Origin of the sequence: Pseudomonas sp. GGS8 (assembly GCF_024168645.1) — a bacterium.
Lineage (GTDB): Bacteria > Pseudomonadota > Gammaproteobacteria > Pseudomonadales > Pseudomonadaceae > Aquipseudomonas.
Window position 1 is genome coordinate 4063808 of sequence record NZ_JALJWF010000001.1, and the last position, 25326, is coordinate 4089133.

The window sequence follows — 25326 nt, forward strand, 5'->3', positions numbered from 1 at the left end:
GTGGTCGACAGAGCGGTTTACGTGTCCGGGCAGCGTCGGGCACTCGGTGGCCCATCGGTCTTATCCATTTCAACGAATAATAGAGAGCACGATGTCAGCAATTCATGAGTTGAAACCTCTGTTCAAGGCTTTGGTCGTTTCCCGAACGCTTCGCTCGCGTCACTCGCTGGCCAGTCTGGGCATGGTCTGCCTGATGCCGCTCAGCGCGCAGGTCTACGCCGAAGAGATCGCCGTCAACATTGCCGAGCAGCCCTTGCCGCAGGCATTGCAAGCATTTGGCGAGCAAACCAACCGGCAGGTGATCTACAACGCCGCCGACATGGCCGACCTGCGCAGCCACCGCGTCAGCGGCAAACTGAGCGCCGAAGCGGCCATTGCCGAATTGCTCCAGGGCACCGGCGTGCGCTACAGCTTTGAAGGCAACACGCTGATGCTGGTGCGCGGCAGTTCGACCAATGGGCTCGAACTGGGCGCCACCACCATCAACGCGCAACAGGTGGGCGCGACCACCGAAGGCTCGAATTCCTACACCTCGAATGCCGTGACCATCGGCAAGGGCACTCACACCCTCAAGGAAATTCCGCAGTCGGTCACGGTGATGACCCGCAAGCAAATGGACGACCAGGACCTTGTCGATCTCAAGGACGCGGCCAACAAGACCACCGGCCTGGTCGGCGCGCAAGGCGTCGGCAAAGGCTTGATCCTGAGCTCGCGCGGTTTCCAGATCGATGACTGGCAATACGACGGCGTGCCGATCCCGCGCAACACCTATGCGCTGGGCAACTGGGCCACGCAGGACCTGATCTTCTTCGATCGCATGGAAGTGCTGCGTGGCGCGTCAGGTTTGCTTCAAGGCACCGGCAGCCCCGGCGGCGCCGTCAATCTGGTGCGCAAACGTGGCCAGAATGCACCGACCGTGACCCTCACCGGCAAGGCCGGCTCCTGGGATCACTACGGTCTGCAACTGGATGCCGGCGGGCCGCTGAACCAGACCGGCACCGTGCGTGGACGCTTCGTTGCCGACCAGGATGACAGCCATTCGTTCGTCGATTCCGAATGGAGCAAGACCACTTCGCTGTACGGTGCGCTGGACTTCGATTTAAGCGAAGACACTACCCTGGGCGTGGCGGTCAGCCAGTCTGATGGCGAGTCGCGACCGATGGTCCGCGGCCTGCCGCGCTACGCTGACGGCAAACCCGTCGACGTCTCGCGCAGTACGTACACCGGTGCGAAGTGGAACCATTCGGACATCGATGTCACCACCGTCTACACCGACCTGGAACACCGTTTCAACGACGACTGGGCCTTCAAGGTCGGCGCCGTGCGCATGACTGAAACCAACAAGGCGAAGAACCAGCGGGTACAAGCCGCAGGCGACGGCCTGAATGCCGATGGCAGCGGCATTCAGTACGCTGATTTCGTCACGGACTTCGACTCCACCAAGCTCGGTCTGGACATGAACCTCACCGGCAAATTCGAAGCCCTGTCCATGGAGCAGGAAATCATGGTCGGCGGCAACTACTCCAAGCTGACCACGGACGACCGTTACGCTCGAACCTTCAATAACACCTCCGACAGCATTTTCGATATCGATCACGACCGTCCCGACATCAGCTATGAGGGTTTGATCGATTCCGGTGGCCGTGGGGTTCCGAGCAAATACGACATCCGCCAGAAAGGTTTGTACGGCAGCTGGCGGGTCAAGCCGATCGAGCGATTGACCCTGGTGCTCGGCTCCCGGGTCAGCTGGTACGACTACAGCTACAAATCGTCGACCGAAACCTCGTCGGGTATTACCGTCGACCCTGAAAGCACCTCCACCGAAACCGGGGAAGTCACACCCTATGCCGGCATCGTCTATGACCTGAGCCGCGAGTGGGCGGTCTACGCCAGCTACACCGACGTGTACCAGCCGCAAACCGCCCGAACCGAGGGTGGCACGGTGCTCAAGCCGGTGATCGGCACCAACTATGAAGTGGGTCTCAAGGGTGAGCTGATGGACGGTCGGGTCAACACGTCCCTGGCGGTGTTCCGTTATGACCAGGAGAACCGTGCCGTTCTCGATATGCAGTCAGCGCAAGTCTGCGACGGTTGGTACTGCTCGAAGGCCTCGGGGAAAGTGCGCAGCCAGGGGATCGACGCCGAAATCAGCGGCGAAGTGCTTGACGGTCTGCAACTGTTTGCCGGTTACACCTACAACACCACCAAGTACCTCAACGACCCGACCAACGAAGGCAAAGTCTTCAGCTGGTGGACGCCCAAACATATGCTGCGCGTTTGGGGCAACTACCAGTTCAGCGGTGACTGGAACCGTGTCAGCACCGGTCTGGGCTTCACCACCCAAAGCCATACGCTGGGTTACGACCACGTCGTCAACGTACCGGGTTACACCGTGTGGAATGCCCGTGTCGGCTACCAGCTCACACCGGAGATCGGCCTGGCCGTGAATGCCAACAACCTGTTTGACAAGACCTACTTCACCGCCGGCTACAACCAGCTCGATGGCAACAACAACTACGGTGATCCGCGCAACGTGATGTTCAGCGTGAAATACACTCCGCAGTTCTGATCCACGCTCCCGCTGGTATGAACCCGGCCCATGTCCCTTTGAGGGACATGGGCCAACCCCCTCTGCAGGAGCGAGCATGCTCCGCCATCCATTTTCCCCCCGCCAACACTCAACCGTTTAAGGTTTAACGACGCGTGTTTATAGACACTCAGTGTTACGTCATAAGCGGCTACAACACCTTGCGTCGTTACCTACGCGTGCGCCAGAATCCGCCGGCTTGTGCGGCTGTGGGGTGGGCTATATCGTTTCTTGGTCACTGAAAAACAGTGATCGGGTTTGGTAGCCCGTTTGTAGTAGCCGTATGGCAACACCTTATGCAGCCCCTGTTTAGGGACTCGCTTTTATGGTGGTCATGCGTGGGGCTCCTTCGTGAGCGCCGGGTTCCTACTACAACCGGTCTACCAACCCGCGTATGGCCGCCACCCCTCGTTTGGTAGCGAAGGTGACGGCTCCTTAAAATTTGTAGTAGGAGTTTCATCCATGTTCAAAGTCACACCCAACCCCCCGGATACCAATCCAGTACCTTACGACGTCTCTCTTGATCTTGACCCCAAGAAACTGAAAGAGGCGGCCGACCGCGCACTCAACTTCTACCTCAACCCAGGGGCGACGAAAACGCAGATACCGCCCCGCAGACCCAACACCATCTTCACCATCGACGCAGCGGTGGATGACGAAACGTTGCTGGTCGACGCCTGGGAATCGTTGACCTCAGCCCGCGAGATGGTCAACGACCTCGCCGAGCTGGCGGACGGCTCGCGACGCTATACGATGCTGGTGCTGCAACGGGTGATCCTGATGGGTGAGTTAGCGGTCAAACGCGTACTGGATAACCACAAGCCTGGGTAGTCGCCAGGCGGATAGTGAGGGCGCTTGCGCCCTCGCTATTTAGCGGCAGTCAACAAGCACAAACAAAAACGCAGAAGCCATGGCTTCTGCTTTTTTTTTTGCCGTCGCCCGGTCAGCTACATGACTCGCCCTGGCAGCCGAGGAACACTTCGGTAAACGACTCCAGTAGCGACTCGGCGTAGATCATGCTGCGGTGCGGCAGCGGTGAGTGGATCGAGGTGTGCAATTGGCCTGTCACGTTGTGGGCCCTGAGCAGTTGTTCCGAATGCAGCACTTGCTCCAGGGTTTTATGCGACAGCGACCACCAGCAACTGGCCTGGACCTTGAGCAGCGGCAGCGAGAAGGCATTGAACGCGTGCACCAGGCGATCGTGAATCGCATAGGCCTGGGCGTTCATGATTTCCTGCTTGATGCCTTCCAGGGTCGCGATCATCTCTTGCTCGCCGGTGGCCGTCTGTTCACTGGCCCAGCGATAGAAACCCTTGAGGTCGGTCGTCGGGTTTTGCGCCATGAAGGCGGCGGCCGCTTCTTCCAGATGCGCGAACATCAGGCTGAAGACTTCGAGGGCCGCCCGCAGTTCGTTTTGCGCACTGAGGTGGTTCGGGTCGTCTTCTTCCAGGGGCTTGCGCGGCAGATCCGCGGGCAGCTCATGGTCGGGCAATGTAGTGTCGACGAGGCCGAGGAAGGTCACTGCCTTGCCCTGGCGTTCCAGGTGGGCGGCGACGTCCATGGCGATCGCGCCACCCAATGACCAGCCCATCAATCGATAGGGGCCGTGGGGCTGTTTCTCGACGATCTGTGCGCTGTAGTCGGCAATCATCTCGGCCCAGCTCTGGGCGTTCGAGTCTTTATCGGCGAAGCCCTTGTGCATCACGCCGAAGGTGCGGGCATGGGCGCCGAGTTTCTTTGCCAGCGGCTGATAACAGAACACGATACCGCCGCTGGGGTGCAGGCAGAACAGCGGCGGTGCCGACGCGGTCGAGGCATTGAGTTCGACCACGCATTGCACATTCTGCTGATGCTCCAGAGCGATGAATCTGGCCAGTGCCCGGACGTTGGGGTGAGCCAGCATCTGTTGCAGCGCCAGTTTGATGCCCAGGCGTGCGTTGAGGGTCGAGATGAATTGAATGGCCAGAATCGAGTGGCCACCGAGTTCGAAAAAGTTGTCGTCCAGGCCGACACGCTCGACCTGCAACGCTTCTTGCCAGAGTTCGGCGAGCGCCTTTTCCAGGGGCGTTTCCGGAGCAATGAAGGGCCGCTGTGTCTGGCTGAAGTCGGGCTGCGGCAGGGCCTTGCGGTCGAGCTTGCCGTTGGGGCTCAACGGCAGGGCGGCCAGTACCAGCAGATGGCTGGGCACCATGTAGTCCGGCAGATTGGCCTTGAGCTCAGCCTTGAGGGTTTCGCGCAGGTCGAGTTGCTGCTGCTCGCTCAGCGAGTCGCTTTGGGCCACGACATAGCCGACCAACTGCAAACCCACCGCGCCTTCCCGGGCAACCACCAAGGCCTCGCGGACCTGCGGCGATTGCAGCAGGCAAGACTCGATTTCCCCGAGTTCGATGCGGAAGCCGCGAATCTTCACCTGGTGATCCAGCCGGCCGGCATACTCGATCACGCCATCGGCGCGGTAGCGTGCCAGATCGCCGGTGCGATAGAGACGGCCGCCGCCCTGAACATCAAACGGGTCGGGGATGAAGCGTTCGGCCGTGAGTTCAGGTCGCTTGAAGTAGCCGCGTGCGAGCAGGTCGCCGGCAATCATCAGCTCACCGACGACGCCCACCGGCACCGGCTGGCCGCCGGCATCGAGCAGGTAAATCGCCCGTCCGGCCAGAGGCTGGCCGATCGGCATGCTTTTGGGCAGGGCGATATGCCCCGTCACGTAGTCGCTGCAATCGAGCACCGTGGCGCTGACCGTCGTTTCCGTCGGCCCGTAGGTGTTCAGCAGTCGCACGTGCCCGAGGCCGGCCTTGCCCCAGGCTGCCACGCCTTCCGGTGGCATGGCTTCGCCACCGACGATCACTTGCCGCAATGCACCGTAGTCGCGCTGACCGGCTGCGGCGAAGTCCTTGGCCAGCATGTTCCAGTAGGTGGTGGTCAGGTCGCTGACGGTGAACTGTTTGTCGAGCAGTTCGCGGTACCAGGTTTCACTGTCCCAGATATCCGGCCCGCGCAGCACCACCGAGGCGCCGCAGATCAACGCCGGGTAAAGCTGTTCGACAAAGGCATCGAAGTTGAACGTGGCGAATTGCAAAGACCGGTCCTGTGCGCTCAGGCCGAGAAACTCCAGCGCCGCCTGGGTGTGACGGGTCAATGCTGCCTGGGTGATGCCGACCCCTTTGGGGCGACCGGTGGAACCAGAGGTAAACATCACATAAGCGAGGTTTTTGCCGGTGGTGCGGCAGGGCGGGTTAAGTGCGGGCAGCGTCCCCCGGGCATCGATGTCGTCGACGCACAGTCGCTGGACGCCAGGCATCGATGGCAGCCGATCAAGCAGCGAGCGCTGGCTCAGCAACACGCTCAGGCCACTGTCTTCCATCATCCAGGCCAGGCGTTCCTGCGGGTAATCGGGGTCCAGCGGTACATAGGCGCCGCCAGCCTTGAGCACCGCCAGCAGGCTGATGATCATCTGCGCCGAACGCTCCACGGCGATACCCACCAGCACTTCGGGGCCGACTCCGCAGTCAATCAGGGTGTGGGCCAAGCCGTTGGCCGCATGGTTGAGCTGCGCATAACTGAGTTCAAGGTCGTTGAAGATCAGGGCCACCGAGTCGGGGGTTGCCAGCGCCTGGCGTTCGAACAATTGATGCACGCCGTCCTCAGGCATGGCCGAGGCGGGCGGATTCCACTGCTGCAACTGAACCTGACGTTCGTCGCGCGTCAGCAGCGGCAATTCGCCGAGCGCACGCAGCGGATCCTCGGTGAGTGCCTGGAGCAGGTTCATCCAGTGCCGGGCCAGGCGTTCGAGGGTGGCGGGGGCGTAGAGGTCCCGGCTGTATTCGAGACTCGCGTGGATGCCATCGAGCGAATAGCCGACGTCCAGGGATAGATCGAATTTGGCCTGGCTGGCACCCGCGCCGAGGAACTCCAGCGCCAGCCCGTCCAGATCGATCCGCTCCGGTTGCCCGGCTTCGGTGCGCCAGTTGAACAGCACCTGGAACAGCGGATTGGCGTGTTCGCTGGCGTGCAATTGCAACGCGTCGAAACTCAACTCCAGCGGGTAATCGCCATGGTCCAGCGCCGCCAGCGATTCGCGCCGCAGCCGCTGGAGAAAGTCTGTGCAGGACTGCAGTGGATCAATGCGCGCCCGGTACACTTGGGAACTGACGAAAAAGCCGACAAGGTCCTGGGTTTCGCTGCGATTGCGGGTGGCGTTGGGTACGCCGACGGTAAAGTCGTGTTGGCCACTGTAGCGGCTCAATAACAATTGCCAGGCCCCGAGGGCGACGACGAAAGGCGTCAGTCTCTGCTGCTGGCAGAAGCGGTTCAGGGCTTGCGCGAGGGGCGCGGGCACACTGAAGTCATACTGCCCGGCAAGGTGGCTGTGCTGGGCATTTCGTGGGAAGTCCACCGGCAGATCGAGGGCCGGCAACGCTTGCCCCAGATAGTCTTGCCAGTATTCGGCGCTGTTCGCGCAGGCTGCGCTGTGCAGGTATTCGCCACGCTGCCAGGCGGCATAGTCGGCGTACTGAATGGCCGGGCGGGGCAAGGGTGATGGGTCGCCGCTGCCGGCCTGGGCGAAGGCCCGTGTCAGGTCTTGCATCAGAATGGCGTTGGACCAGGCATCGGAGACGATGTGGTGCATGTTCATCAGCAACAGATGCTCGTCGGTCGCAATCTGCAGCAGTGTCGCCCGCATCAGCGGCGCCTGACGCAGATCGAACGGCGTGCCGGCCTGGGCCTCGATACGCAATGCAATCCGGCTGGCGCGGGCCTCGTCCGACAGACCCGACAGGTCTTCGTGACCGAGCACCAGCGTTGCCTGCGCAGCGACCACCTGCATCGCGGTGCCATCGATTTCGACGAAGGCACTGCGCAAAATATCGTGACGCTCAAGCACCTTGTTAAGGGCTGTTTCCAGCCGCTGCGGCGCCAGGGGGCCGGTGATGCGCATGACACGGGGCAGGTTGTAAGCGGCGTTGTCCGGTGACAGTTGCTGGAGAAACCATAACCGCTGCTGGGCGAAAGACAGGGGCGCCGGGATCTGGTTGGCGCGGGCGGTTATGCCTTGGGGTTGATCACCGGCGTCTGCCAGCAGCAGCGCCAGTACATCATCATCGATCAAGTCGTTCATCGGGGCTCTCGTGGTCGGCGTTGGATCGGTCAGGCAGTCGTCAACGGTTTCTTTTGTGCGACGAGCTTGCCGCCTTCCATCCGCACCAATTGGTCGGCGACATCGAAGTAACGGTCGTCGTGGGAAATGACGATGATGGTCTTGCCCAGGTATTTGAGTTCCGGCAACAGCTCGGTGTAGAAGATGCGCCGGAAGGCCGGGTCCTGGTCGGCCGCCCACTCGTCGAACACCAGCACCGGGCGTTCTTCCAGCCAGGCATTGAGCAGGGCCAGACGCTTGCGCTGGCCGGTGGACAAATCCGTGGTGCTGAAGGCACCATCCTGAATGCTGACCTTGTGCGCGATCTCCAGGCGTTCGAGGTAACGGTTGGCGTCTTCCGGCACCTGTTGGTCCCCTTGCACCAATTCATCGAACAAGTAGTAGTCGGCGAAAATAGTGGTGAACAACTGGCGGTAGTCGTCGCGTCCCTTGGCATCGACGACCTTGCCATCGACGCACACTTCACCGCGCTGCGGTGCGTAGAGCCCCAGCAGCAGTTTGATCAGGGTGGTTTTGCCACCGCCGTTTTCGCCGACGATGAACACGATTTCACCTTGGGCAATCGTCAGGTTGACCGGGCCGAGTTCGAACGCGGCGCTGCCTTTGACGGCCGGGAAGGCATAGTGCACGTCGTTCATTTGCAACTGCTGCACCGTGGCCTTTTTCTCGGAACCGGTGTCGCGCAGCAACAGGTGAGGTTCCGGTGAGGAGAATTGCTCTGCCAGTTCGGCAATTCGCTTGAAGGCGATGTTGGCGCGGCTGACCACCGGCAGGTTGATGATCAGGTATTCCAGCGGACCTTTCATATACAGCAACACGAGCACGAAACCGCTGAGCACTGCTTTGTCGGTGCCCAGCCAGAACGATTGCAGGGCCAGTGCCAGGCCGATGACCACGAAGAACAGCATCGAACCGAAGGTTTTGGCCACCACGAATGTGTTGATCGAACGGATGTGGGTATCGCAGATATAGTCGGCGGTGCCTTCAATGCGCTGGCTGAACATGCGTTGGCGACGCGGACGATGAATGCGCAGTTCCTTGGCGCCGGCGGCAATCGCGTTGTAGTGCTTTTGCAGATCGTCTTCAGCTTCGCGCGCAGCTTCGAAGCCCTTGATGCCCTTGGCCCTGGCCACATACTGCACCACGGTGCCGATCACCAGCGCCACCAGCAACAGGGCAAACATCGGCAACGACAGATAAGCCAGGTAGCTCAGGCAGCCCAGGGTCACGGTGAAGGCAATCGCCAACGGCGCGAAGGAAAAGGCGAAGCTGCTGACGGTGTCGACATCGTGGGTCAGGACCGGAATGAGCCGATGACTGCGGTACCGCTCGATCTGTTCGATCGGGGCCAACAGGACTTTCTCGCCTAGGGATTTACGCAGCCCGGCAATGATGCGCTGGCCGACATGATTGGTGCCGATGTCCGACAGAATCGACGTCACCAGGGCCAGCACGCACAGGCCGACAAACGTCACCAGCACACGGGGGGTGGGACTGCCTTCGGCGTTCAGGGCGTCGTTGATGGTGGCTAGCAGCGCGGTGATGCTGAGTCCACCCAGCATGCCCAGCAGGATCGACAGCACCACGACGACCCGGTAAGGCTTGAGCAGGCTGAGGACTTCACTGATGGCTCCGCGGGAATTCGAGGTCATGGGGGTTTCCGCTTCAAGTGCCGTCAAGGGCAGAAGTTCAAGGGTTGAGGTTCAAGAGTTGAGCTGTTCGTGGGCGTGCATCACAGGTCTCGCGCGACGCGAAAACCGATCCAGTCGCCACGGGTGTCGGGGTAGGTGGCATTACGGTTGCCCGAACGCGAGAACACCGGCGCTTCACCCCAGTCATTGCCGCGAATGCGCCGGGCGGTGCATTCGCCGGTCAACCACGCGCTGCCATCGCTCGGTGCACCGACGTAGTTGTCGTTGTAGCAATCGGCGGTCCACTCATAGACGTTGCCGTGCATGTCGTACACGCCGAAGGCGTTGGCCGGGAAACTGCCCGCCGGTGAGGTGAAGTTGTAGCCATCGGCGGCGCCGTAGGTGTTGGCGTGCTTGGCGATGCTGTATTCCTTGCCTTCATCGAACGGGAAGGGGAACGGGCCGCTGCTGCCTGCGCGGGCGGCATACTCACGCAGCGATTCGCTGACCAGCCGATAGTGCTTGCCGGTCTTCTTCGAGAGCCAGGCCACGTAGGCATTGACCTCGGGGAAGTCCATGCACACCGCCGGATGCCTGGCCGTGCGTTCATAGCGCGGCACGCCGGCCTTGCACTCGCGGCCCGGCCGGGTGTCGCCGTCGGGCATGACGTAACCGCTGTCGCGCAGGTACGCGTCCCACTCGCCGGCCAGCACCTGAAAGCGGCTGATGGCCAGCGGTTTGGCGAAGGTCACCGGGTGCAACGGACCTTCGTCGGGCTCGCGGCCCACTTCATTGTCCGGGGTGCCCATGGTGAAGGTCCCGGTGGGTAGCACGACCATCTCCGGGCAGTCCTTGCAGTCCTTGAACACCTTGCCGGGCTGGGCGGGTGCGGCAGCCTGAGCAGCGCCCGGCAACAGGCCTGCAACCACGGCGGCGAAGGCCAGTGCGGGGAGCGTCTTCAGGGGAAAGCTACGCAGCTCACTGTTCATCATTGCTCTCGATAAAAAGTTGAAAGGAATCAGGGGGAGCGATCAGAGCTGTTTGCCGAGCAACGCGATGAAGCGGTCGACTTCAGCTTCAGTGTTGAGCAGCCCCGGCGCCGTGCGGATCACCGGGCCGACGTCGCGTTCCACGGCATCGGCGATCACGCGGTTTTGCATCAGCCAGGCGGCGATCTTTTCGCTGCTTTGGCCCTTGACCCGGAAGAAGCTGAAGCCGGACGACAGCTCGGGGCTCAGAGGCGTGACCAGTTCGATCTGCGAGTGCGCTTGCAGGCGTTTTTTCATATAGCTGTTCAGCGCATGGATACGCGTCTGAACATCGGCCTTGCCCAATTGCAAATGCAGCTTGAAGGCTTCGTTCAACGCCCAGCGGTGCTCGAACGAGTGGTAGCCACCCGGGGTCATGGTGGTGGAGAACGCCGTGGCTTCGGAGAAGGTCGGGATGATTGGCGTGACGTATTTGACCTCTTCACTGCGGCTGCAAACGATGCCCGTGCCACGGGGGCCGAATAGCCATTTGTGGGTGCCGGCGATGAAGAAGTCGCAGTTCATGGCGGGAAAACTCAAGTCCTCCACACCAAAGCCATGCACGCCGTCGACCAGGTAAATAATGCGGTCGTGGTCGGCGCGATTGCGGTTGTGCTTGTCCACCAGCGCGCCGATGTCGGCGATCGGCAGTTTCACGCCACTGCCGGAGTGCACCCAGGTCAGGCCTAGCACGCGGGTTTCGGGTTTGATGTTCTGCTCGATCGAGGCCAGGATCTCGGCTTTGGACACCGTCTGCGGATCCTTGAACAACCTGATCTTGCGCACCCGCGTGCCGTCCCGTTGGGTACGTAGATCGAGAATGGTGTGGGTCGCGTAATGCTCGTGGGCGGTGGTGAGGATTTCCTGATCCGGGCGTACATGAACGCCGCCGTAAATCATCGCCAGGCCTTCGGTGGTGCTGCCGGTCAGCGCGATCTGTTTGGCATTGGCTTGCAGGTAACGACCGGCCCAGACACGCACCTCTTCTTCACGCTGCTCGATCACACCCAGGTCCCAGTCCATCGCCAGCCCGGGGTTTTTATCGAGGGCGGCGCGGTGCATCTCGATCGCTTCACGCACTGGCGTCGGGTGCGAGGTGATCAGAAAATTGGAGAAGTGCAGGTAGTCCGGATCCTGGTCGAACAGCTGCCGCAGTTGCGCCCATTTGTCCCCAGGCGGCGTGGCCGCTGGCGTGGCGCTGGCGACGTTGCCCAGGCCGGCCGTCAAGGGCAGGCCGGCGGCGAGGATCCCGGCCTGTTTCAGAAAGGTGCGACGATCGCTCATGGTGTGCTCGTGCCTTGTTGTGAAATCAGCGCTGGCTTGGCGGCTTTCTGCACCTGGTCCCAGACCCGCAGGAAGTTGCCGCCCCAGAGCTTGGCAATGTCTGCTTCGGAGTAGCCGCGCGAGATCAGCTCCGCCGTGACGTTGCGAATATCACCGACGTTTTCCCAGCCTTTGACGCCGCCCCCTTCGTTGAAGTCGGAGCTGATGCCGACATGGTCAATACCGATTTTGCGCACCGTGTAATCGATGGCGTCACCGAGGTCCTTGAGGGTGGCTTTGGGTTCTTCTTCAAGAATCGCGTAGAGACGGCTGGCGTACTGGCCGAATTTTTTCTCAGGCCAGGCCGCGATGACCGGATCACCCGGCATCAATGCCACGGCGAGGTTCGGCAGGGGCGGCAGGTCGAACGCTTTGCGCAGTTCGTTGAGTTTGTCCTGGGTGGTCTGGGTCAGCGGTCGCAGGTATTGAGAGAAGGCGACCACCTGCACCACGCCGCCACTGTTCTTGATCAGCTGCATTTCCTTGTCGCTGAGATTGCGCGGGATATCGACCATCGCCCGCGGCGCCGAATGCGAGGCGACCATCGGCGTGCGGCTCAATTGCGCGACTTGCTCCAGGGCCTTGGTCGACATTTGCGACACGTCGATGATCACGCCCAGGTCATTCAAGCGATGCACCGCTTGCTTGCCCAGGTCCGAGAGGCCGTCGAGGGCATCGGGCGAATCGTTGAAAAACGGCAAGGGGCGCGAAGAGTCGGCCCAGTCGTTATTGCCGATGTAGCTGAAGCCGAACATGCGCATGCCGCGTGCGGTCCACAGGTCCAGCAGGTTCAGGTCGTGGCCCAGCGGGTAGGCATTGAGCAGGCTGATGAAAATCGCGAACTTGCCTTCACCGTGCAAACGACGGAAATCGTCGGGGGTGTAGGCAATGGCAACCTGATTGGGAAAGTCGCGGACCATCCCGGAAATAATCTTGTAGCGGATCTCCTGCTGGTTGCGTGCCTCTTCGACAAAACCGGCGGTGGGCTTGTGCGGTGCGTTGGCGCCATTCCACAGTTCCGGCCAGCCGAAAATCGTCAGGGCCGCGCCGGACAGGCGTCCGCGGTTGGCTTTGATCAGGTCGAACTGGCCTTTGCCGTCCTTGTCGGCTTCGTTGCCCTGGGTGCCGAAGTTCTGCATCAGGCTGATGTGGCTGTCGAAGGAGAGCATGCGCTGGTGCAACTCGTCGGCCTGTTGCATGACCTTGATCGGGTAACCGGGGTTGTCCTTGAACCCGTAATACCAGACCGCGAAGCTGGCGCCGGCACTGATCGCCAGGGCCAGCGGCAGGCCGATATAGAGAGCCTTTTTCGAACGTGGTTTTGTCATTGCCATCTCAGTCAGGTTCGCCGCCCCGGTACAGGTGCAGGGGCCTTTGCTATCTGGGAGGAACGAGTGTGTGGCAGAAAAAATTAGGGCTTTGCGCGATACTTTGTGGCGAGGGGGCTTGTCGGAACGCCGCATCGCCCCGTTCGGCTGCGAAGCAGTCGTAAATCCGCTGCATGCGGTGTGCCTGGCAGAACGAGGTTGCAGGTTTCAGGACTGCTTCGCAGTCCAACGGGGGCAAGCCCCCTCGCCACAAGGGATTGTGTTTGGCACGCTTAAATTTCCCCGCACAACAAACGTTCTAGCTTGGATAAAGCCTGCTTCATGGCTGACACAGGTAGGGCAATGACGATTTCTCGACGATGGTTCATGGCAGGCCTGGCGCTGACCGGCGCTGCCGTGCCTGCGGCTTTTTATGGGCATCGTGAATGGACGAAGCCGGACCCGACGATCACCCCCGGCGAAGCGACGGTCGACCTGGCGGATACCGCAGGTCAGCAGTTGGCGAACTCGTTGCGCGGCATCTGGGATATCCGCTTCGAAGGTTCGCAAACGGGCTTCGACGGTTTACCGCCGCACGGGCTGGAACTGTTCCTCGACATCGCCCAGCGCGGCCGTGGCCTGCGCGGCTGCCTCGATACCGCACAGCAGTTACGCAGCGCAGCCGAGCCGCGTTACCGGGTGATCGGCGATCTGGTGTCGCCTGATCCCGGCAAGCTGTACTGGCGTCTGGTCGATCGGCAATCGGCCAACGGCGCGCCGGCTTATGAGCTGGCGGTCACGCTCGATGAGGTCTGGGCCGATTTCGGCAATGCTGGCAGTGGCACGCTCAGCGGGCGGATCCTGCGTCTGGATCGCCCGCTCGGTTTGCCGGAACTGGACAATCGCTTTGTCGCGCGCAAACGGCTGTTTCCCGAAGCCCGCGAGCGTATCGGTCTGAATCCGCCGTTGCTGGCGTGGCTGATTTCCCCCGAACACCGCTTGTTCCACCAGCTCTGGCACGCCACGCGAGACAAATGGCACACACTCTCCAAAGACCAACAAGGAGCCTTGCGCGGCATCGGCTGGCAGCCGGGCCCGCGGGGCAATGAGCGCGATGCCCGAGGGCCGCGTAAAGACCGTAATGGCTCAGGCGTCGACTTTTTCTTCATGCACCGGCACATGCTTGGCACGGCGCGTTCGATGCAGGACCTGCCGTCCTGGTCGAGCTTCCCGATGCCGCAACCGGAACTTGAACGCGACCGTCAGGGCTTCGCCCGCTATTTCGACAATCACGATGGCACGGCGCTGCCGCCTACCTGGCTGGCCGCCGAAGACACCGAGTACACCCGGTGGGTCAGCGACATCAAGACTGCCGAGACCTACCACAGCAATTTTCAGGTGTGGGAATCCCGTTACCGCGACCCGCGTTATCTGTCGAAGCTGACCCTGGGGCAGTTCGGTTCCGAGGTCGAACTGGGCCTGCACGACTGGCTGCACATGCGCTGGGCTTCGGTGCCACGCGATCCGTCCAATGGTCAGCCAGTGCCTTTCGCCCGGGATCCGGCGGACTTTGCCGCGCGTTGGTATGCGCCGGAAAACGACTTTCTCGGTGACCCGTTTTCATCCCACGTGAACCCGGTGTTCTGGCACTTCCACGGCTGGATCGACGATCGTCTGGAAGACTGGTTCCACGCCCACGAGCGTTTCCATCCGGGGGAGGTCAGTCGGCTTGAGGTCAACGGCGTGCCCTGGTTCGCCCCGGGGCGCTGGGTTGAAGTGGATGATCCGTGGCTCGGCCCGAGCACCCACGGTTGCAGCACCACGCCGGGATTGCAGGTCGGCAAGTCGGTGGAAATGGACCCGGAAACCATGAAGCTGGCGCTGCGCATCACCTTCGGCACTGATGAAAAGAAACTCGCGGATTTGTTCCGGCGGGTGCCGCAACGGCCGTGGTATGCGCGGAATCTGAAGGTCAAGCCGATTACCCGCTAGGACCGCGTTATCGTTCAATCGCGGGCAAGCCCGCGATAGTGGTTTAACGGTCACCACTATTACAAAACCTGCCACCCCCCACCCAACGCCTTGTACAACGCAATGCTCGCCTGCAACCGCGACAGCCGCAGCTGCACGTTCGAATCCTGCGCCGCGTACAGCGTGCGCTGTGTCTCCAGCACCGTCAGCCAATCCTCGGCCCCCGCCTGATAGCGGCTTTGCGCAATGTTGAAAGCGGTCTGGGCCTGGTCCAGCTCTTCGCGTTGCCATCGCCGCTGCTCATCCAGGCCGCGAATGCTGTTGAGGGCTTTTTCGACGTCGGCAAAGCCATTGATGATCGCGCCTCGGTAGGCTTCCAGCAGTTCTTGTTGCCGGGCCGTGGCCTTGTCGCGCTCGGCGCCGAGGCGGCCGTTATTGAAAATCGGCGCGACCAGCCCGGCGGTGAGGTTGTAGAACGGGCTGCGCAGAATATCGTTGGCCGTGTTGGCGCCCGAGCCGAGGCTGGCGCTCAGGGTCACGGCGGGCAGCATCGCGGCGCGTGCGACCGTGACGTTGGCCTGGGCGGCGGCCAGTTGCGCTTCGGCGCGGGCGATGTCCGGGCGGCGGCTGAGCAGTTCGCTGGGCAACCCGGCATCGATGGAAGGCCACTGCAGTTGCTCGAAGGACTCCTGGCTAGTCGGCAGTTGCTGAACCGGTCGGCCCAGCAGGGCGGCGAGGCTGATCCGTGCGTCCTCGGCTTGCTGGCGAATCAGCGGCAGTTGCCGTTGTTGCGCCGCCACCAGGCTTTTCTGTTGCGCCAGTTCCAGTGCGGTGGCCGAGCCTGAGTCGAAACGGGTCTGCACCAGTTTCAAAACGTTCTGTGCGTTGGCCAGGTTCAGCTCGGCAATGCGACTTTGTTCATCCAGCGACAAGGCTTGCGCGTAGCTGTTGGCCACCCCGCTGAGCAAGGTCAATTCAACCGTGGCCTGATCGAACTCGCTGGCGCGCAGCCCGAATTGCGCATTGTCCCGGGACGCGCGTTTGCCGCCCCAGAAGTCGATTTCGTAACTGGCGCTGAGGTTGGCGTCAAAGTAGTCCACGGCATTGTTGCTGCTGTCGGCATCGAGTTGGCTGTAGCCGTTGCCGCGCAGCAATTTCTGCCGGTTGGCGTTCATGCCGGCCTTGATCTCCGGCAACTGCGAGCCGCCGGCTATCACTGTGTCGGCCCGGGCCTGGTGCACCCGAGCGATGGCGGCGGCCAGGTCATGACTGCCGACGCGGGCCTGTTCGATCAAGCGATCAAGCTGCGGGCTGCCAAACTGCGTCCACCATTGCCGACTCGTCCGGGAGGCACTTTCGTGGCGTGGCGATTGCCAGGCCGGTGGTGATTGAATGCCGCTGTCCGGGCGCGCAGCAGGGTGGCTGCACGCGCCGAGTAACAGGCAAAGGGTCAACAGGCTCAGTTGCGGTTTCATAGATCGATCATTCACTGGTAAGGGCCGTGACCGGGTCGAGCCGGGCAGCTTTGCGGGCCGGCATGAAGCCGAAGACAACGCCGGTGATCAGTGCGCAGGCGAAGGCGCCGATGACCGCCGCCAGGGAAAAGGCCACCGCGACTTTGCTGAGCACCAGTACGCCGCCGACGATCAGCGCCAGGGCGATGCCGGCGATCCCGCCGACCACCGACAGCATCACGGCTTCAGTGAGGAACTGGCGCAAAATGTCGCGCTGACGGGCGCCGGTGGCCATGCGGATACCGATTTCGCGGGTCCGTTCGCGCACGGTCATGAGCATGATGTTCATCACGCCGATGCCGCCCACCAGCAGCGAGATCGCCGCAATCGCGCCGAGCATCAACGACAGCGTATTTTGCGTGCGCGCCTCGGCCTGAATCATCGCGGCATTGTTGGTCAGTTCGAAATCGTGTTTGCCGTCGTGCAGGCGCAGCATCAACTGCTCGATGGCTTTTTCGGTCTCTTTGACCTTGCGCGCATCGGCGGCGGCAATGGCCACGTATTCGGGGTTGTGGGTGCCGAACAACCGGACACTGGCGGCCGAGTAGGGCACGGCAATCCGGTTGTCGCTGTCGGAATCGCCGGAACTGGCGCCTTTTTCCGCGAGCACGCCGACGACTTGAAAGGGCACGTTCTCGATCAGGATGTATTGGCCGATGGGGTTGGCGACATCCTTGAGCAACTTGGTGCGCACCTTGTGGCCGATCACCGCGACCGCCGCCGCGTTGCGCTCATCGGCTTCGGTGAAGTAACTGCCCTCGACCACTGGCCAGTTGAAGATCGCCGGAAAGTTGGTGTCGTTGCCGCCGACGTAGCTCAGATGGTCGAGGTTGCCGAAGCGCACCCCGGCTTCGGCGCCGTTGACCGGCATGATCCGCATGACCTGCGGCAAACTGGCCAGCGCCGCGACGTCATCCAGGGTCACGATGCCCGGCGGTGTGCGCGGGTTGGGGGCGGAGCCGCTGAGGTAAATAATGTTCGAGCCGAACGCGCCCATCTGCGCCATGACCTGACGCTTGCTGCCTTCGCCGACCGCCAGCATCACCACCACCGAGGCGACGCCAATGATGATCCCCAGCAGCGTCAGGGCGGTGCGGAAGCGGTTGATCCACATCACCCGCCAGGCCGCGCGTACGGCATCCACCAATTCGCCTTTCCAGGCGCCGGTGGCCTCGCTGCCTTCGCTCAGCCGCTTGCGCAAATCCACCGCTTGCAGCGCACCGGGATTGGCCGGGGCCTGCGCGGCGGGGTTGTCGCGAGCGCTGTCGCTGATGATCAGGCCGTCACGGATTTCGATTACGCGTTTGGCCCGGGCCGCCACGTCGCGGTCGTGGGTGATGAGGATCACCACATGGCCCTGGCGCGCCAATTCGTCGAGCAGTGCCATGACCTCGGCGCCGCTGTGACTGTCGAGGGCGCCGGTGGGTTCGTCGGCGAGGATGATGTGGCCGCCATTCATTAATGCACGGGCGATGGACACCCGTTGCTGCTGGCCACCGGAGAGCTGGTGCGGACGGTTGCCGGTGCGCTCGGCCAAGCCCAGACGGTCGAGCAGGGCGGCGGCGCGGGCGTGGCGTTCGGCCGCTGGGGTGCCGGCGTAGATCGCCGGCATCTCGACGTTTTCCTGGGCCGAGCCGGACGGAATCAGGTGGTAACCCTGAAACACGAAACCGAACGCTTCGCGGCGCAGCCAGGCCAGTTCATCGCTGTCGAGTCGGGCGACGTTTTCGCCGGCGAACAGATACTCGCCGGACGTTGGCCGGTCGAGGCAGCCGAGGATGTTCATCAGCGTCGATTTGCCGGAGCCGGAAGCGCCGACGATCGCGACGAACTCCCCGGCATGGATCGACAGGTCGATGCCGCGCAACACATGAACTTCAGGCGCGTCGCCGCCACCATAGGATTTACGGATGTCCTGCAGGTCGATCAGGGGCGTTTGCATTCAGCCTCCGCTGCCGTCGGCGGGGCCGATCAACAGGTGATCGCCTTCGGCCAGTCCGTCGAGGATCTGCACCTTCAGGCGATCGCTGATGCCGATGCGCACAGTCCGTTGTTCGATCTCACCGTTGAGGGCGACCACCCGAGCCGTTTGGCTGTCGGCCAGCGGGCCGCCCTGCAACGCCGCAACCGGCGCGGTCAGGACGTTTTTTGCCTGATTGGAAACGAAGAACACTTGGGTGGTCATTTCCGCCATCAGCGCGTTGTCGGCGTTGTCGACGTCCAGCAGCACCGTGTACAGCACCACGCGGGCAGTCCCGCTTTTATTGGCGCTGGCCGGGCTGCCGCCACCCCGGCTGGTCTGATCCAGCGGTTTGGGCGGTATCGGCAAGATCTGCCGCACCGTGCTGCTCCAGCGCCGATTGCCGCCGCTGAGCGTGGTGAACCAGGCGGTCATGCCGGGGTTGACGTGGCCGATGTCAGCCTCCGAGACCTCGGCCCAGACCGTCATCGGTGACAGTTTGGCGATGCGCAGGATCAGCGGCGTTTGTTGCTGGGCGTTGAGGGTCTGGCCTTCCCGGGCATCGAGGGCCACGACCGTTCCGCTCATCGGTGCGTAAATGCGCGTATAGCCGAGTTCGGCCTGATCGCTGCGCAGGCTGGCCTGGGCCTGGTGGATCTGCGCTTCGAACATGTCGATGCGCGCTTGAGTGGTGCGCAGTTCGGCCTGGGCGGTTTGCACGTCTTCGTCGCGTGTCGCACCGCCGGCGGCGAGGTGCTGCTGGCGTTGATATTTCTGCCGGGCCAGGTCGTGTTGTGCCCGTTGCTCCTGCAACTGCGCCTTGAGGTTGTCGATGGAAAAACGTCCGGCGTCGAGTTTGGCCTGTTGGGTGGCCGGGTCTATTTCCACCAGCAACTGGCCTTCCTTGACCACGTCACCGACCTCCACATGGATCTTGTTGATCTGCCCGGAGGCCTGGGCGCCGACATCGACATAACGCCGCGGTTGCAGGGTTCCCAGTGCCGTGACGCTGCTTTCGATGTCGCCGCGCGCGACCTGGACCGTGGCGAACCGGTCGCGACCGGGAGGCAAAACCTGCCAGGTCGCGACGGCGATAACGGGGATCAGACAAAGGGCTACAAGCAGGGCGCGTCGGGTGTGACGGGGACGTTTCATGCAGGGTTCCGGCCAATAGGGTTCGGCCCGTCGTTCAGCTGGCGCGCGAAACCTGGCGACAGCTGAACGCTGTCGGAGGGCCGACAGACACGGGGAGCTGTCCTGTAAACGAGGGAAGGGGCGGGGAATTTAAGCATTGAGGCTTTGAGTGACAGACAAAGTTACAGGTATAGGACAGCACTATTTAGCAGGCAAATGGAAACAGCACTTTAAATCTATATGAGAATTACTATAAATTACACACTCGAAATCGCCACCATCGTGCCACTGCCTGCCTGGCGGTCGCGGATCTGGCTCAAGGATAGAAACCGCACCCTGTGCGGCCGGGAGTCATGTTGGAAAACTACTATCGCGAGCTGGTGTGTTTCCTGAACGCCAAGCTAGGCAACCGCCAGGTGGCTGAAGATGTGGTGCATGACGCGTATCTGCGGGTACTGGAGCGTTCCAGCGACACGCCGATCGAGCAACCCCGGGCGTTTCTTTACCGCACCGCGCTCAACCTGGTGATCGACGACCACCGCCGCAATGCCTTGCGCCAGGTCGAGTCGCTGGAGGTGCTCGACAGCGAAGAGCGCTACTTCATCCCTTCACCCCACAACAGTCTCGATCATGGTCAGCGCCTGGACATGCTCCAGCGCGCGCTGGCGGAGTTGCCACGGTTGTGTCGCGAGAGCTTCCTGCTGCGCAAGATCGAAGGCCTGTCACACCCGCAAATCGCCGAGCACCTGGGTATTTCCAAAGCGCTGGTGGAAAAGCACATCGTCAATGCCATGAAGCATTGCCGGGTGCGAATGCGCCAGTGGGACGCTCACTGATCGCCACCGTTTAATCAGCCCTCGTTAAATTTTTTTTCATTGTCCTCGTTCCTATTCAACAGACGATCTGCTGCCGCCAAAGGCCGGTCAGGTCACCCAGGCTTTATCCCCGCAGCTGTGGGGTTTATCCAGAGGACACTGGAAATGACACAGGCAATTGCATCGCCCATCGTTCACGACCTGATCGGCGTCGGTTTCGGCCCTTCGAACCTGGCCCTGGCCATCGCCCTGCAAGAGCGCGGACCGAGTCAGGGCGAGCTGGATGTGCTGTTTCTCGACAAGCAGGCGGACTACCGCTGGCACGGCAACACCCTGGTCACCCAGAGCGAACTGCAGATTTCTTTTCTCAAGGACCTGGTGACGCTGCGTAACCCGACCAGCCCGTACTCCTTCGTCAATTACCTCAAGCACCACGGTCGTCTGGTGGACTTCATCAACCTCGGCACCTTCTATCCGTGTCGCATGGAGTACAACGACTACCTGCGCTGGGTCGCCGGGCAATTTACCGGGCAGAGCCGCTACGGCGAGGAAGTGCTGACCATCGAGCCGGTGCTGCACAACCAGCAGGTCGAGGCGCTGCGGGTGATCTCGCGTGATACCCAGGGTTTGCAGCATGTGCGCACCACCCGTTCGGTAGTGGTCAGCGCCGGCGGTACACCGCGCATTCCCGAAGCGTTCAAGGCACTGAAGGATGACGGTCGGGTGTTCCACCATTCCCAGTACCTGGAGCGCATGGCCAGGCAGCCATGCGTGAATAACCAACCGATGAGCATTGCGATCATCGGCGGCGGGCAGAGCGCGGCGGAGGCCTTCATCGACCTCAACGACAGCTTCCCGTCGGTGCAGGTGGACATGATCTTGCGCGGCTCGGCCCTGAAACCGGCCGATGACAGTCCCTTCGTCAACGAAGTGTTCTCGCCGGAGTTCACCGACCTGGTGTTCCAGCAGGCCAGCAGCGAACGCGAGCGTCTGGTCAACGAGTACCACAACACCAACTATTCGGTGGTGGACATCGACCTGATCGAACGCATCTACGGGATCTTCTACCGGCAGAAAGTCTCGGGCATCGCGCGCCATGCGTTCCGTACCCTGACCACCGTCGAACACGCCACCGCCAGCGAACGCGGTATCGAATTGACGGTACGCAACAACGCCACCGGTGAAGTCACGGTTCACCGTTACGACGCCGTGGTGTTGGCCACCGGTTACGAGCGTCAGATGCATCGCAAACTGTTGGCGCCGCTGGAGCAATACCTGGGTGATTTCGAGGTCGATCGCCACTACAAGCTGATCACCGATGAGCGTTGCAAGGCCGGTATCTACATGCAGGGCTTCTGCCAGGCCAGCCACGGTTTGAGCGACACCTTGCTGTCGATCCTGCCGATCCGCGCCGATGAAATTGCCGGCTCGTTGTATGACCATGGCAAATCCCGTGGCCGATCGGTGAGGGACTTGTTGTTGGCGACTGCCAGCTGAGATTTTGTGGCGAGGGGGGGGGTGTCGGAACGCCGCACCGCCCCGTTCGGCTGCGAAGCAGCCGTAAATCCAGCGTCGCGGTCTGTCTGACAAATTGCGATTGCAGGTTTGGGGGCGCTTCGCACCCCAACGGGGCGGTGCGGCGTTCCGACCAGCCCCCTCGCCACAGGTTTGCGATCAACCTGAACCCTTCCTGAAGAACCCCGAAATTCCCCCACCACACCCCTGTGCAGCGTTTACTCTCTAGGTATCGCGGCGTAAGCTTCGCGCGTTTTCATCAATAGCGGAGACCCACAGTGGGTACTTGTTCGAGTGACAGTTGTCGGCCGGTCTCGATAACCGGCATTTTCCCGGCAAGATAACGCGCAGCCTTTTTGTGCCGTTGTCTCGCCGTAAAGCGAGCAGCGGCATCCCGATCGTGGCCGGTTCCGGCCCGACTCTCGACGTCTCTCTCATCGACGCTGAACAGCGTGTGATGTTCGACCCCGTGTCGTCATCGCAGCGCCTCGACACGCCTGCTCGACGGTTTCCCGGCTGACCCTGGGGGGCACTGCCATGAACCTGACCTGGCTGAAAGAATTCTTCGCCGGATTCCTGCGAAACCGTCACATCGCCCGGCACTTCCGTCGACTGGCGCTGCTGGAAAGCTTCACCGACACCACGGTCAGCCGTGAAGTCCCGCCGACGCTCGCGCAAACCCTGGTTGCCGCCGCCAACAGCGACACCGGCCAATTGCTGGATAACCTCGGCAGCCACCCTGACGGCCTGAGTGAACCCGAGGCCGATGCCCTGCGCGAACAATACGGCCTCAATGAAGTCGAGCACGAGCAACCGCTGCCGTGGTGGACGCACCTGTGGCACTGCTACAAAAACCCGTTCAACCTGCTGCTGACCTTGCTGGCGGTGATCTCCTGGCTGACCGAAGACATGAAAGCCGCCATCGTGATTTTCTCCATGGTGGTGCTCTCGACCTTGCTGCGTTTCTGGCAGGAAACCAAATCCAACCAGGCCGCCGACGCCCTCAAGGCGATGGTCAGCAACACCTCCACGGTGATGCGTCGGGAGGTGGCGAACAACGGTGCGCAACGCCTCGAATTGCCGATCAAGCAACTGGTGCCGGGCGACCTGATCGTGCTCTCGGCCGGTGACATGATTCCTGCCGATTGCCGGGTGCTCAACGCCAAGGACCTGTTCGTCAGCCAGGCCGCGATGACCGGTGAATCGATGCCGGTGGAGAAGTTTCCCCGTCAGCAGAACAACCATACCCACAACCCGCTGGACCTCGACAACATCCTGTTCATGGGCACCAACGTGGTGTCCGGCACGGCCATGGCGCTGATTCTCACCACCGGCAACAACACCTATTTCGGCGCGCTGGCGCAGCGGGTCGGTGCCACTGATCGTGCGCCGACTTCATTCCAGACCGGGGTCAACAAAGTCAGCTGGTTGCTGATCCGCTTCATGTTCGTCATGGCGCCGCTGGTGTTGTTCATCAATGGTTTCACCAAAGGTGACTGGACCGAAGCATTGCTGTTCGCGCTGTCGATTGCCGTGGGCCTGACCCCGGAAATGCTGCCGATGATTGTCACCTCGACGCTGGCCAAGGGCGCGGTGTTCCTGTCGCGCAAAAAAGTCATCGTCAAACGCCTCGACGCGATTCAGAACTTCGGCGCCATGGACGTGCTGTGCACCGATAAGACCGGCACCCTGACTCAGGACAAAATCTTTCTCGCGCGCAACGTCGATGTCTGGGGCAACGATTCCGATGACGTGCTGGAGATGGCTTACCTCAACAGCTACTACCAGACCGGCCTGAAAAACCTGCTGGACGTGGCCGTGCTGGAGCACGTGGAAATCCACCGCGAACTGAAAGTCGGCACGGCGTTTCGCAAGGTCGACGAGATTCCGTTCGACTTCACTCGTCGGCGCATGTCGGTGGTGGTGGCCGAGCGTGATCAGCCGCATCTGCTGATCTGCAAAGGCGCGGTGGAAGAAGTGCTGGCGGTGTGCACCCGGGTGCGCCACGGCGACGCCGACGAGGCGCTGAGCGACGAATTGCTGGCGCGCATCCGCCAGGTCACCGCGACCTTCAATGCCGAAGGCCTGCGGGTGGTGGCGGTGGCGGCGCGGCCGATGATCGAGGGCCGTGACACTTACAGCCTGGCCGATGAACAGGCACTGACGCTGATCGGCTACGTGGCTTTCCTCGATCCACCGAAGGAAAGCACCGCGCCGGCGCTCAAGGCCCTGGCCGCGCACGGTGTGGCGGTGAAAGTGCTGACCGGCGACAACGAACTGGTGACCGCGAAAATCTGCCGTGAAGTCGGGCTGGAGCAGCAAGGCCTGCTGATGGGCAACGATATCGAACGCATGAGCGACGCCGAACTGGCGGTGGCGGTGGAGACCACCAATGTCTTCGCCAAACTCACGCCGTCGCACAAGGAACGCATCGTCCGTCTGCTCAAGGGCAACGGCCATGTGGTGGGTTTCATGGGCGACGGGATTAACGATGCGCCAGCCCTGCGCACCGCCGACATCGGTATTTCGGTGGACAGCGCGGTGGACATCGCCAAGGAAGCGGCGGACATCATCCTCCTGGAAAAGAGCCTGATGGTGCTGGAGGAGGGCGTGCTGGAAGGGCGGCGGACGTTCGCCAATATGCTCAAGTACATCAAAATGACCGCCAGCTCGAACTTCGGCAACGTGTTCTCGGTGCTGGTGGCCAGTGCGTTCATCCCGTTTCTGCCCATGCTGCCGATGCACCTGCTGGTGCAAAACCTGCTCTACGACATCTCGCAGATCGCCATCCCGTTCGATAACGTCGATGAAGAGATGCTGAAACAACCACAACGCTGGCAGCCGGCGGACGTCGGGCGCTTCATGTTGTTTTTCGGCCCGATCAGCTCGATCTTCGACATCAGCACCTTTGCCTTGATGTGGTACGTGTTCGATGCCAATACCCCGGACCACCAGACCCTGTTCCAGTCCGGCTGGTTCGTGGTCGGGCTGCTGACCCAGACGCTGATCGTGCACATGATTCGCACGCCGAAGGTCCCGTTCCTGCAAAGCCGCGCCGCCATGCCGCTGCTGGTGATGACCGGCGTCATCATGGCCGTGGGGATTTTCCTGCCGATGGGGCCGCTGGCGCATTACTTCAAACTGCAGGCGCTGCCGTCGCTGTATTTCGTGTTCCTGCCGGTGATTCTGCTGGCGTACATGGCGCTGACCCAGGCGGTTAAAGGCTTCTACATTCGGCGGTTTGGCTGGCAGTAATGCTGCCAAACGGAGCTGCCGAAGGCTCGGGCCGCGTTCGGACGATCTTTTGATCTTTAAGTCGGACAGAGCCCCCTATTTTTAGGAAAAGTCCTACAGAAGACTTCCTTGGTCTTCCGTAGCCTTGC

At 61.8% G+C, this 25326-nt stretch carries 15 protein-coding genes; 7 read left to right on the forward strand and 8 right to left on the reverse strand.

The features are described from left to right. The first annotated feature begins 91 nt into the window (after positions 1-91). Both J3D54_RS18330 and J3D54_RS18335 read left to right on the forward strand, forming a co-directional pair. Entirely contained in the window at positions 92-2569 is a 2478-nt protein-coding gene (locus tag J3D54_RS18330) for a TonB-dependent receptor (RefSeq protein WP_253421058.1), read from the forward strand. 480 nt (positions 2570-3049) lie between these two features. Continuing rightward, a complete protein-coding gene (locus tag J3D54_RS18335; protein ID WP_253421061.1) occupies positions 3050-3418 on the forward strand; it encodes a DUF6124 family protein in 369 nt (122 codons plus the stop codon). A gap of 112 nt (positions 3419-3530) precedes the next feature. Here J3D54_RS18335 and J3D54_RS18340 read toward each other — a convergent pair whose 3' ends face one another. From J3D54_RS18340 to pvdM, 5 genes are all read right to left on the reverse strand, one after another. Continuing rightward, the gene (locus tag J3D54_RS18340) at positions 3531-7706 is read right to left on the reverse strand and encodes a non-ribosomal peptide synthetase (protein WP_253421064.1); all 4176 of its coding nucleotides are present in this window, start codon (positions 7704-7706) and stop codon (positions 3531-3533) included. 29 nt (positions 7707-7735) lie between these two features. After that, positions 7736-9397 carry a cyclic peptide export ABC transporter gene (locus J3D54_RS18345; protein WP_253421067.1) on the reverse strand — a complete coding sequence of 554 codons (1662 nt, stop codon included), beginning with the start codon at positions 9395-9397 and terminating at the stop codon, positions 7736-7738. An 80-nt stretch (positions 9398-9477) separates the two neighbouring features. After that, positions 9478-10365 (reverse strand): formylglycine-generating enzyme family protein, encoded by an 888-nt coding sequence (locus J3D54_RS18350; RefSeq protein ID WP_253421069.1) that lies wholly within the window; start codon positions 10363-10365, stop codon positions 9478-9480. A gap of 42 nt (positions 10366-10407) precedes the next feature. Beyond that, entirely contained in the window at positions 10408-11688 is a 1281-nt protein-coding gene (locus J3D54_RS18355; RefSeq protein WP_253421072.1) for an aminotransferase class V-fold PLP-dependent enzyme, read from the reverse strand. Continuing rightward, positions 11685-13055 carry a pyoverdine-tailoring dipeptidase-like protein PvdM gene (pvdM, locus tag J3D54_RS18360; protein ID WP_253421090.1) on the reverse strand — a complete coding sequence of 457 codons (1371 nt, stop codon included), beginning with the start codon at positions 13053-13055 and terminating at the stop codon, positions 11685-11687. The genes J3D54_RS18355 and pvdM overlap by 4 nt, the downstream gene beginning before the upstream one ends. Positions 13056-13397: 342 nt before the next feature. Here pvdM and J3D54_RS18365 point away from each other — a divergent pair, with 342 nt between their 5' ends. Further along, positions 13398-15026 (forward strand): PvdJ/PvdD/PvdP-like protein, encoded by a 1629-nt coding sequence (locus J3D54_RS18365; RefSeq protein ID WP_253421092.1) that lies wholly within the window; start codon positions 13398-13400, stop codon positions 15024-15026. Between the two features lie 59 nt (positions 15027-15085). Here the strand turns inward: J3D54_RS18365 and J3D54_RS18370 are convergent, their stop codons facing one another. Genes J3D54_RS18370 through J3D54_RS18380 form a run of 3 tightly spaced genes read right to left on the reverse strand, consistent with a single transcriptional unit; the run spans position 15086 to position 19634 of the window. After that, positions 15086-16480 carry an efflux transporter outer membrane subunit gene (locus tag J3D54_RS18370; protein WP_253421094.1) on the reverse strand — a complete coding sequence of 465 codons (1395 nt, stop codon included), beginning with the start codon at positions 16478-16480 and terminating at the stop codon, positions 15086-15088. Between the two features lie 7 nt (positions 16481-16487). Continuing rightward, the gene (locus J3D54_RS18375; protein ID WP_253421096.1) at positions 16488-18461 is read right to left on the reverse strand and encodes a MacB family efflux pump subunit; all 1974 of its coding nucleotides are present in this window, start codon (positions 18459-18461) and stop codon (positions 16488-16490) included. Continuing rightward, complete coding sequence (locus tag J3D54_RS18380; protein WP_253421098.1) at positions 18462-19634, reverse strand: efflux RND transporter periplasmic adaptor subunit; 1173 nt, start codon at positions 19632-19634, stop codon at positions 18462-18464. 332 nt (positions 19635-19966) lie between these two features. Here J3D54_RS18380 and J3D54_RS18385 point away from each other — a divergent pair, with 332 nt between their 5' ends. From J3D54_RS18385 to mgtA, 4 genes are all read left to right on the forward strand, one after another. After that, complete coding sequence (locus J3D54_RS18385) at positions 19967-20449, forward strand: sigma-70 family RNA polymerase sigma factor (protein ID WP_301293394.1); 483 nt, start codon at positions 19967-19969, stop codon at positions 20447-20449. 144 nt (positions 20450-20593) lie between these two features. Next, positions 20594-21925: a lysine N(6)-hydroxylase/L-ornithine N(5)-oxygenase family protein gene (locus tag J3D54_RS18390; RefSeq protein WP_253421103.1), complete on the forward strand. Its 1332-nt coding sequence runs from the start codon at positions 20594-20596 to the stop codon at positions 21923-21925. A 319-nt stretch (positions 21926-22244) separates the two neighbouring features. Continuing rightward, positions 22245-22463, forward strand: a complete 219-nt coding sequence (locus J3D54_RS18395; protein ID WP_253421105.1) for a hypothetical protein — start codon at positions 22245-22247, stop codon at positions 22461-22463. 17 nt (positions 22464-22480) lie between these two features. Continuing rightward, on the forward strand, positions 22481-25198 hold the full coding sequence (gene mgtA / locus J3D54_RS18400) for a magnesium-translocating P-type ATPase (RefSeq protein WP_253421107.1): 2718 nt from the start codon (positions 22481-22483) through the stop codon (positions 25196-25198). Positions 25199-25326 lie beyond the last annotated feature (128 nt).

Coding starts and splice junctions, on each gene's coding strand:
- J3D54_RS18330 (WP_253421058.1), top strand. CDS start 92: ATGTCAGCAATTCATGAGTTGAAACCTCTGTTCAAGGCTTTGGTCGTT.
- J3D54_RS18340 (WP_253421064.1), bottom strand. CDS start 7,706: ATGAACGACTTGATCGATGATGATGTACTGGCGCTGCTGCTGGCAGAC.
- J3D54_RS18390 (WP_253421103.1), top strand. CDS start 20,594: ATGACACAGGCAATTGCATCGCCCATCGTTCACGACCTGATCGGCGTC.
- J3D54_RS18385 (WP_301293394.1), top strand. CDS start 19,967: ATGTTGGAAAACTACTATCGCGAGCTGGTGTGTTTCCTGAACGCCAAG.
- J3D54_RS18365 (WP_253421092.1), top strand. CDS start 13,398: ATGACGATTTCTCGACGATGGTTCATGGCAGGCCTGGCGCTGACCGGC.
- mgtA (WP_253421107.1), top strand. CDS start 22,481: ATGAACCTGACCTGGCTGAAAGAATTCTTCGCCGGATTCCTGCGAAAC.
- pvdM (WP_253421090.1), bottom strand. CDS start 13,055: ATGACAAAACCACGTTCGAAAAAGGCTCTCTATATCGGCCTGCCGCTG.
- J3D54_RS18370 (WP_253421094.1), bottom strand. CDS start 16,480: ATGAAACCGCAACTGAGCCTGTTGACCCTTTGCCTGTTACTCGGCGCG.
- J3D54_RS18355 (WP_253421072.1), bottom strand. CDS start 11,688: ATGAGCGATCGTCGCACCTTTCTGAAACAGGCCGGGATCCTCGCCGCC.
- J3D54_RS18380 (WP_253421098.1), bottom strand. CDS start 19,634: ATGAAACGTCCCCGTCACACCCGACGCGCCCTGCTTGTAGCCCTTTGT.
- J3D54_RS18345 (WP_253421067.1), bottom strand. CDS start 9,397: ATGACCTCGAATTCCCGCGGAGCCATCAGTGAAGTCCTCAGCCTGCTC.
- J3D54_RS18335 (WP_253421061.1), top strand. CDS start 3,050: ATGTTCAAAGTCACACCCAACCCCCCGGATACCAATCCAGTACCTTAC.
- J3D54_RS18350 (WP_253421069.1), bottom strand. CDS start 10,365: ATGAACAGTGAGCTGCGTAGCTTTCCCCTGAAGACGCTCCCCGCACTG.
- J3D54_RS18375 (WP_253421096.1), bottom strand. CDS start 18,461: ATGCAAACGCCCCTGATCGACCTGCAGGACATCCGTAAATCCTATGGT.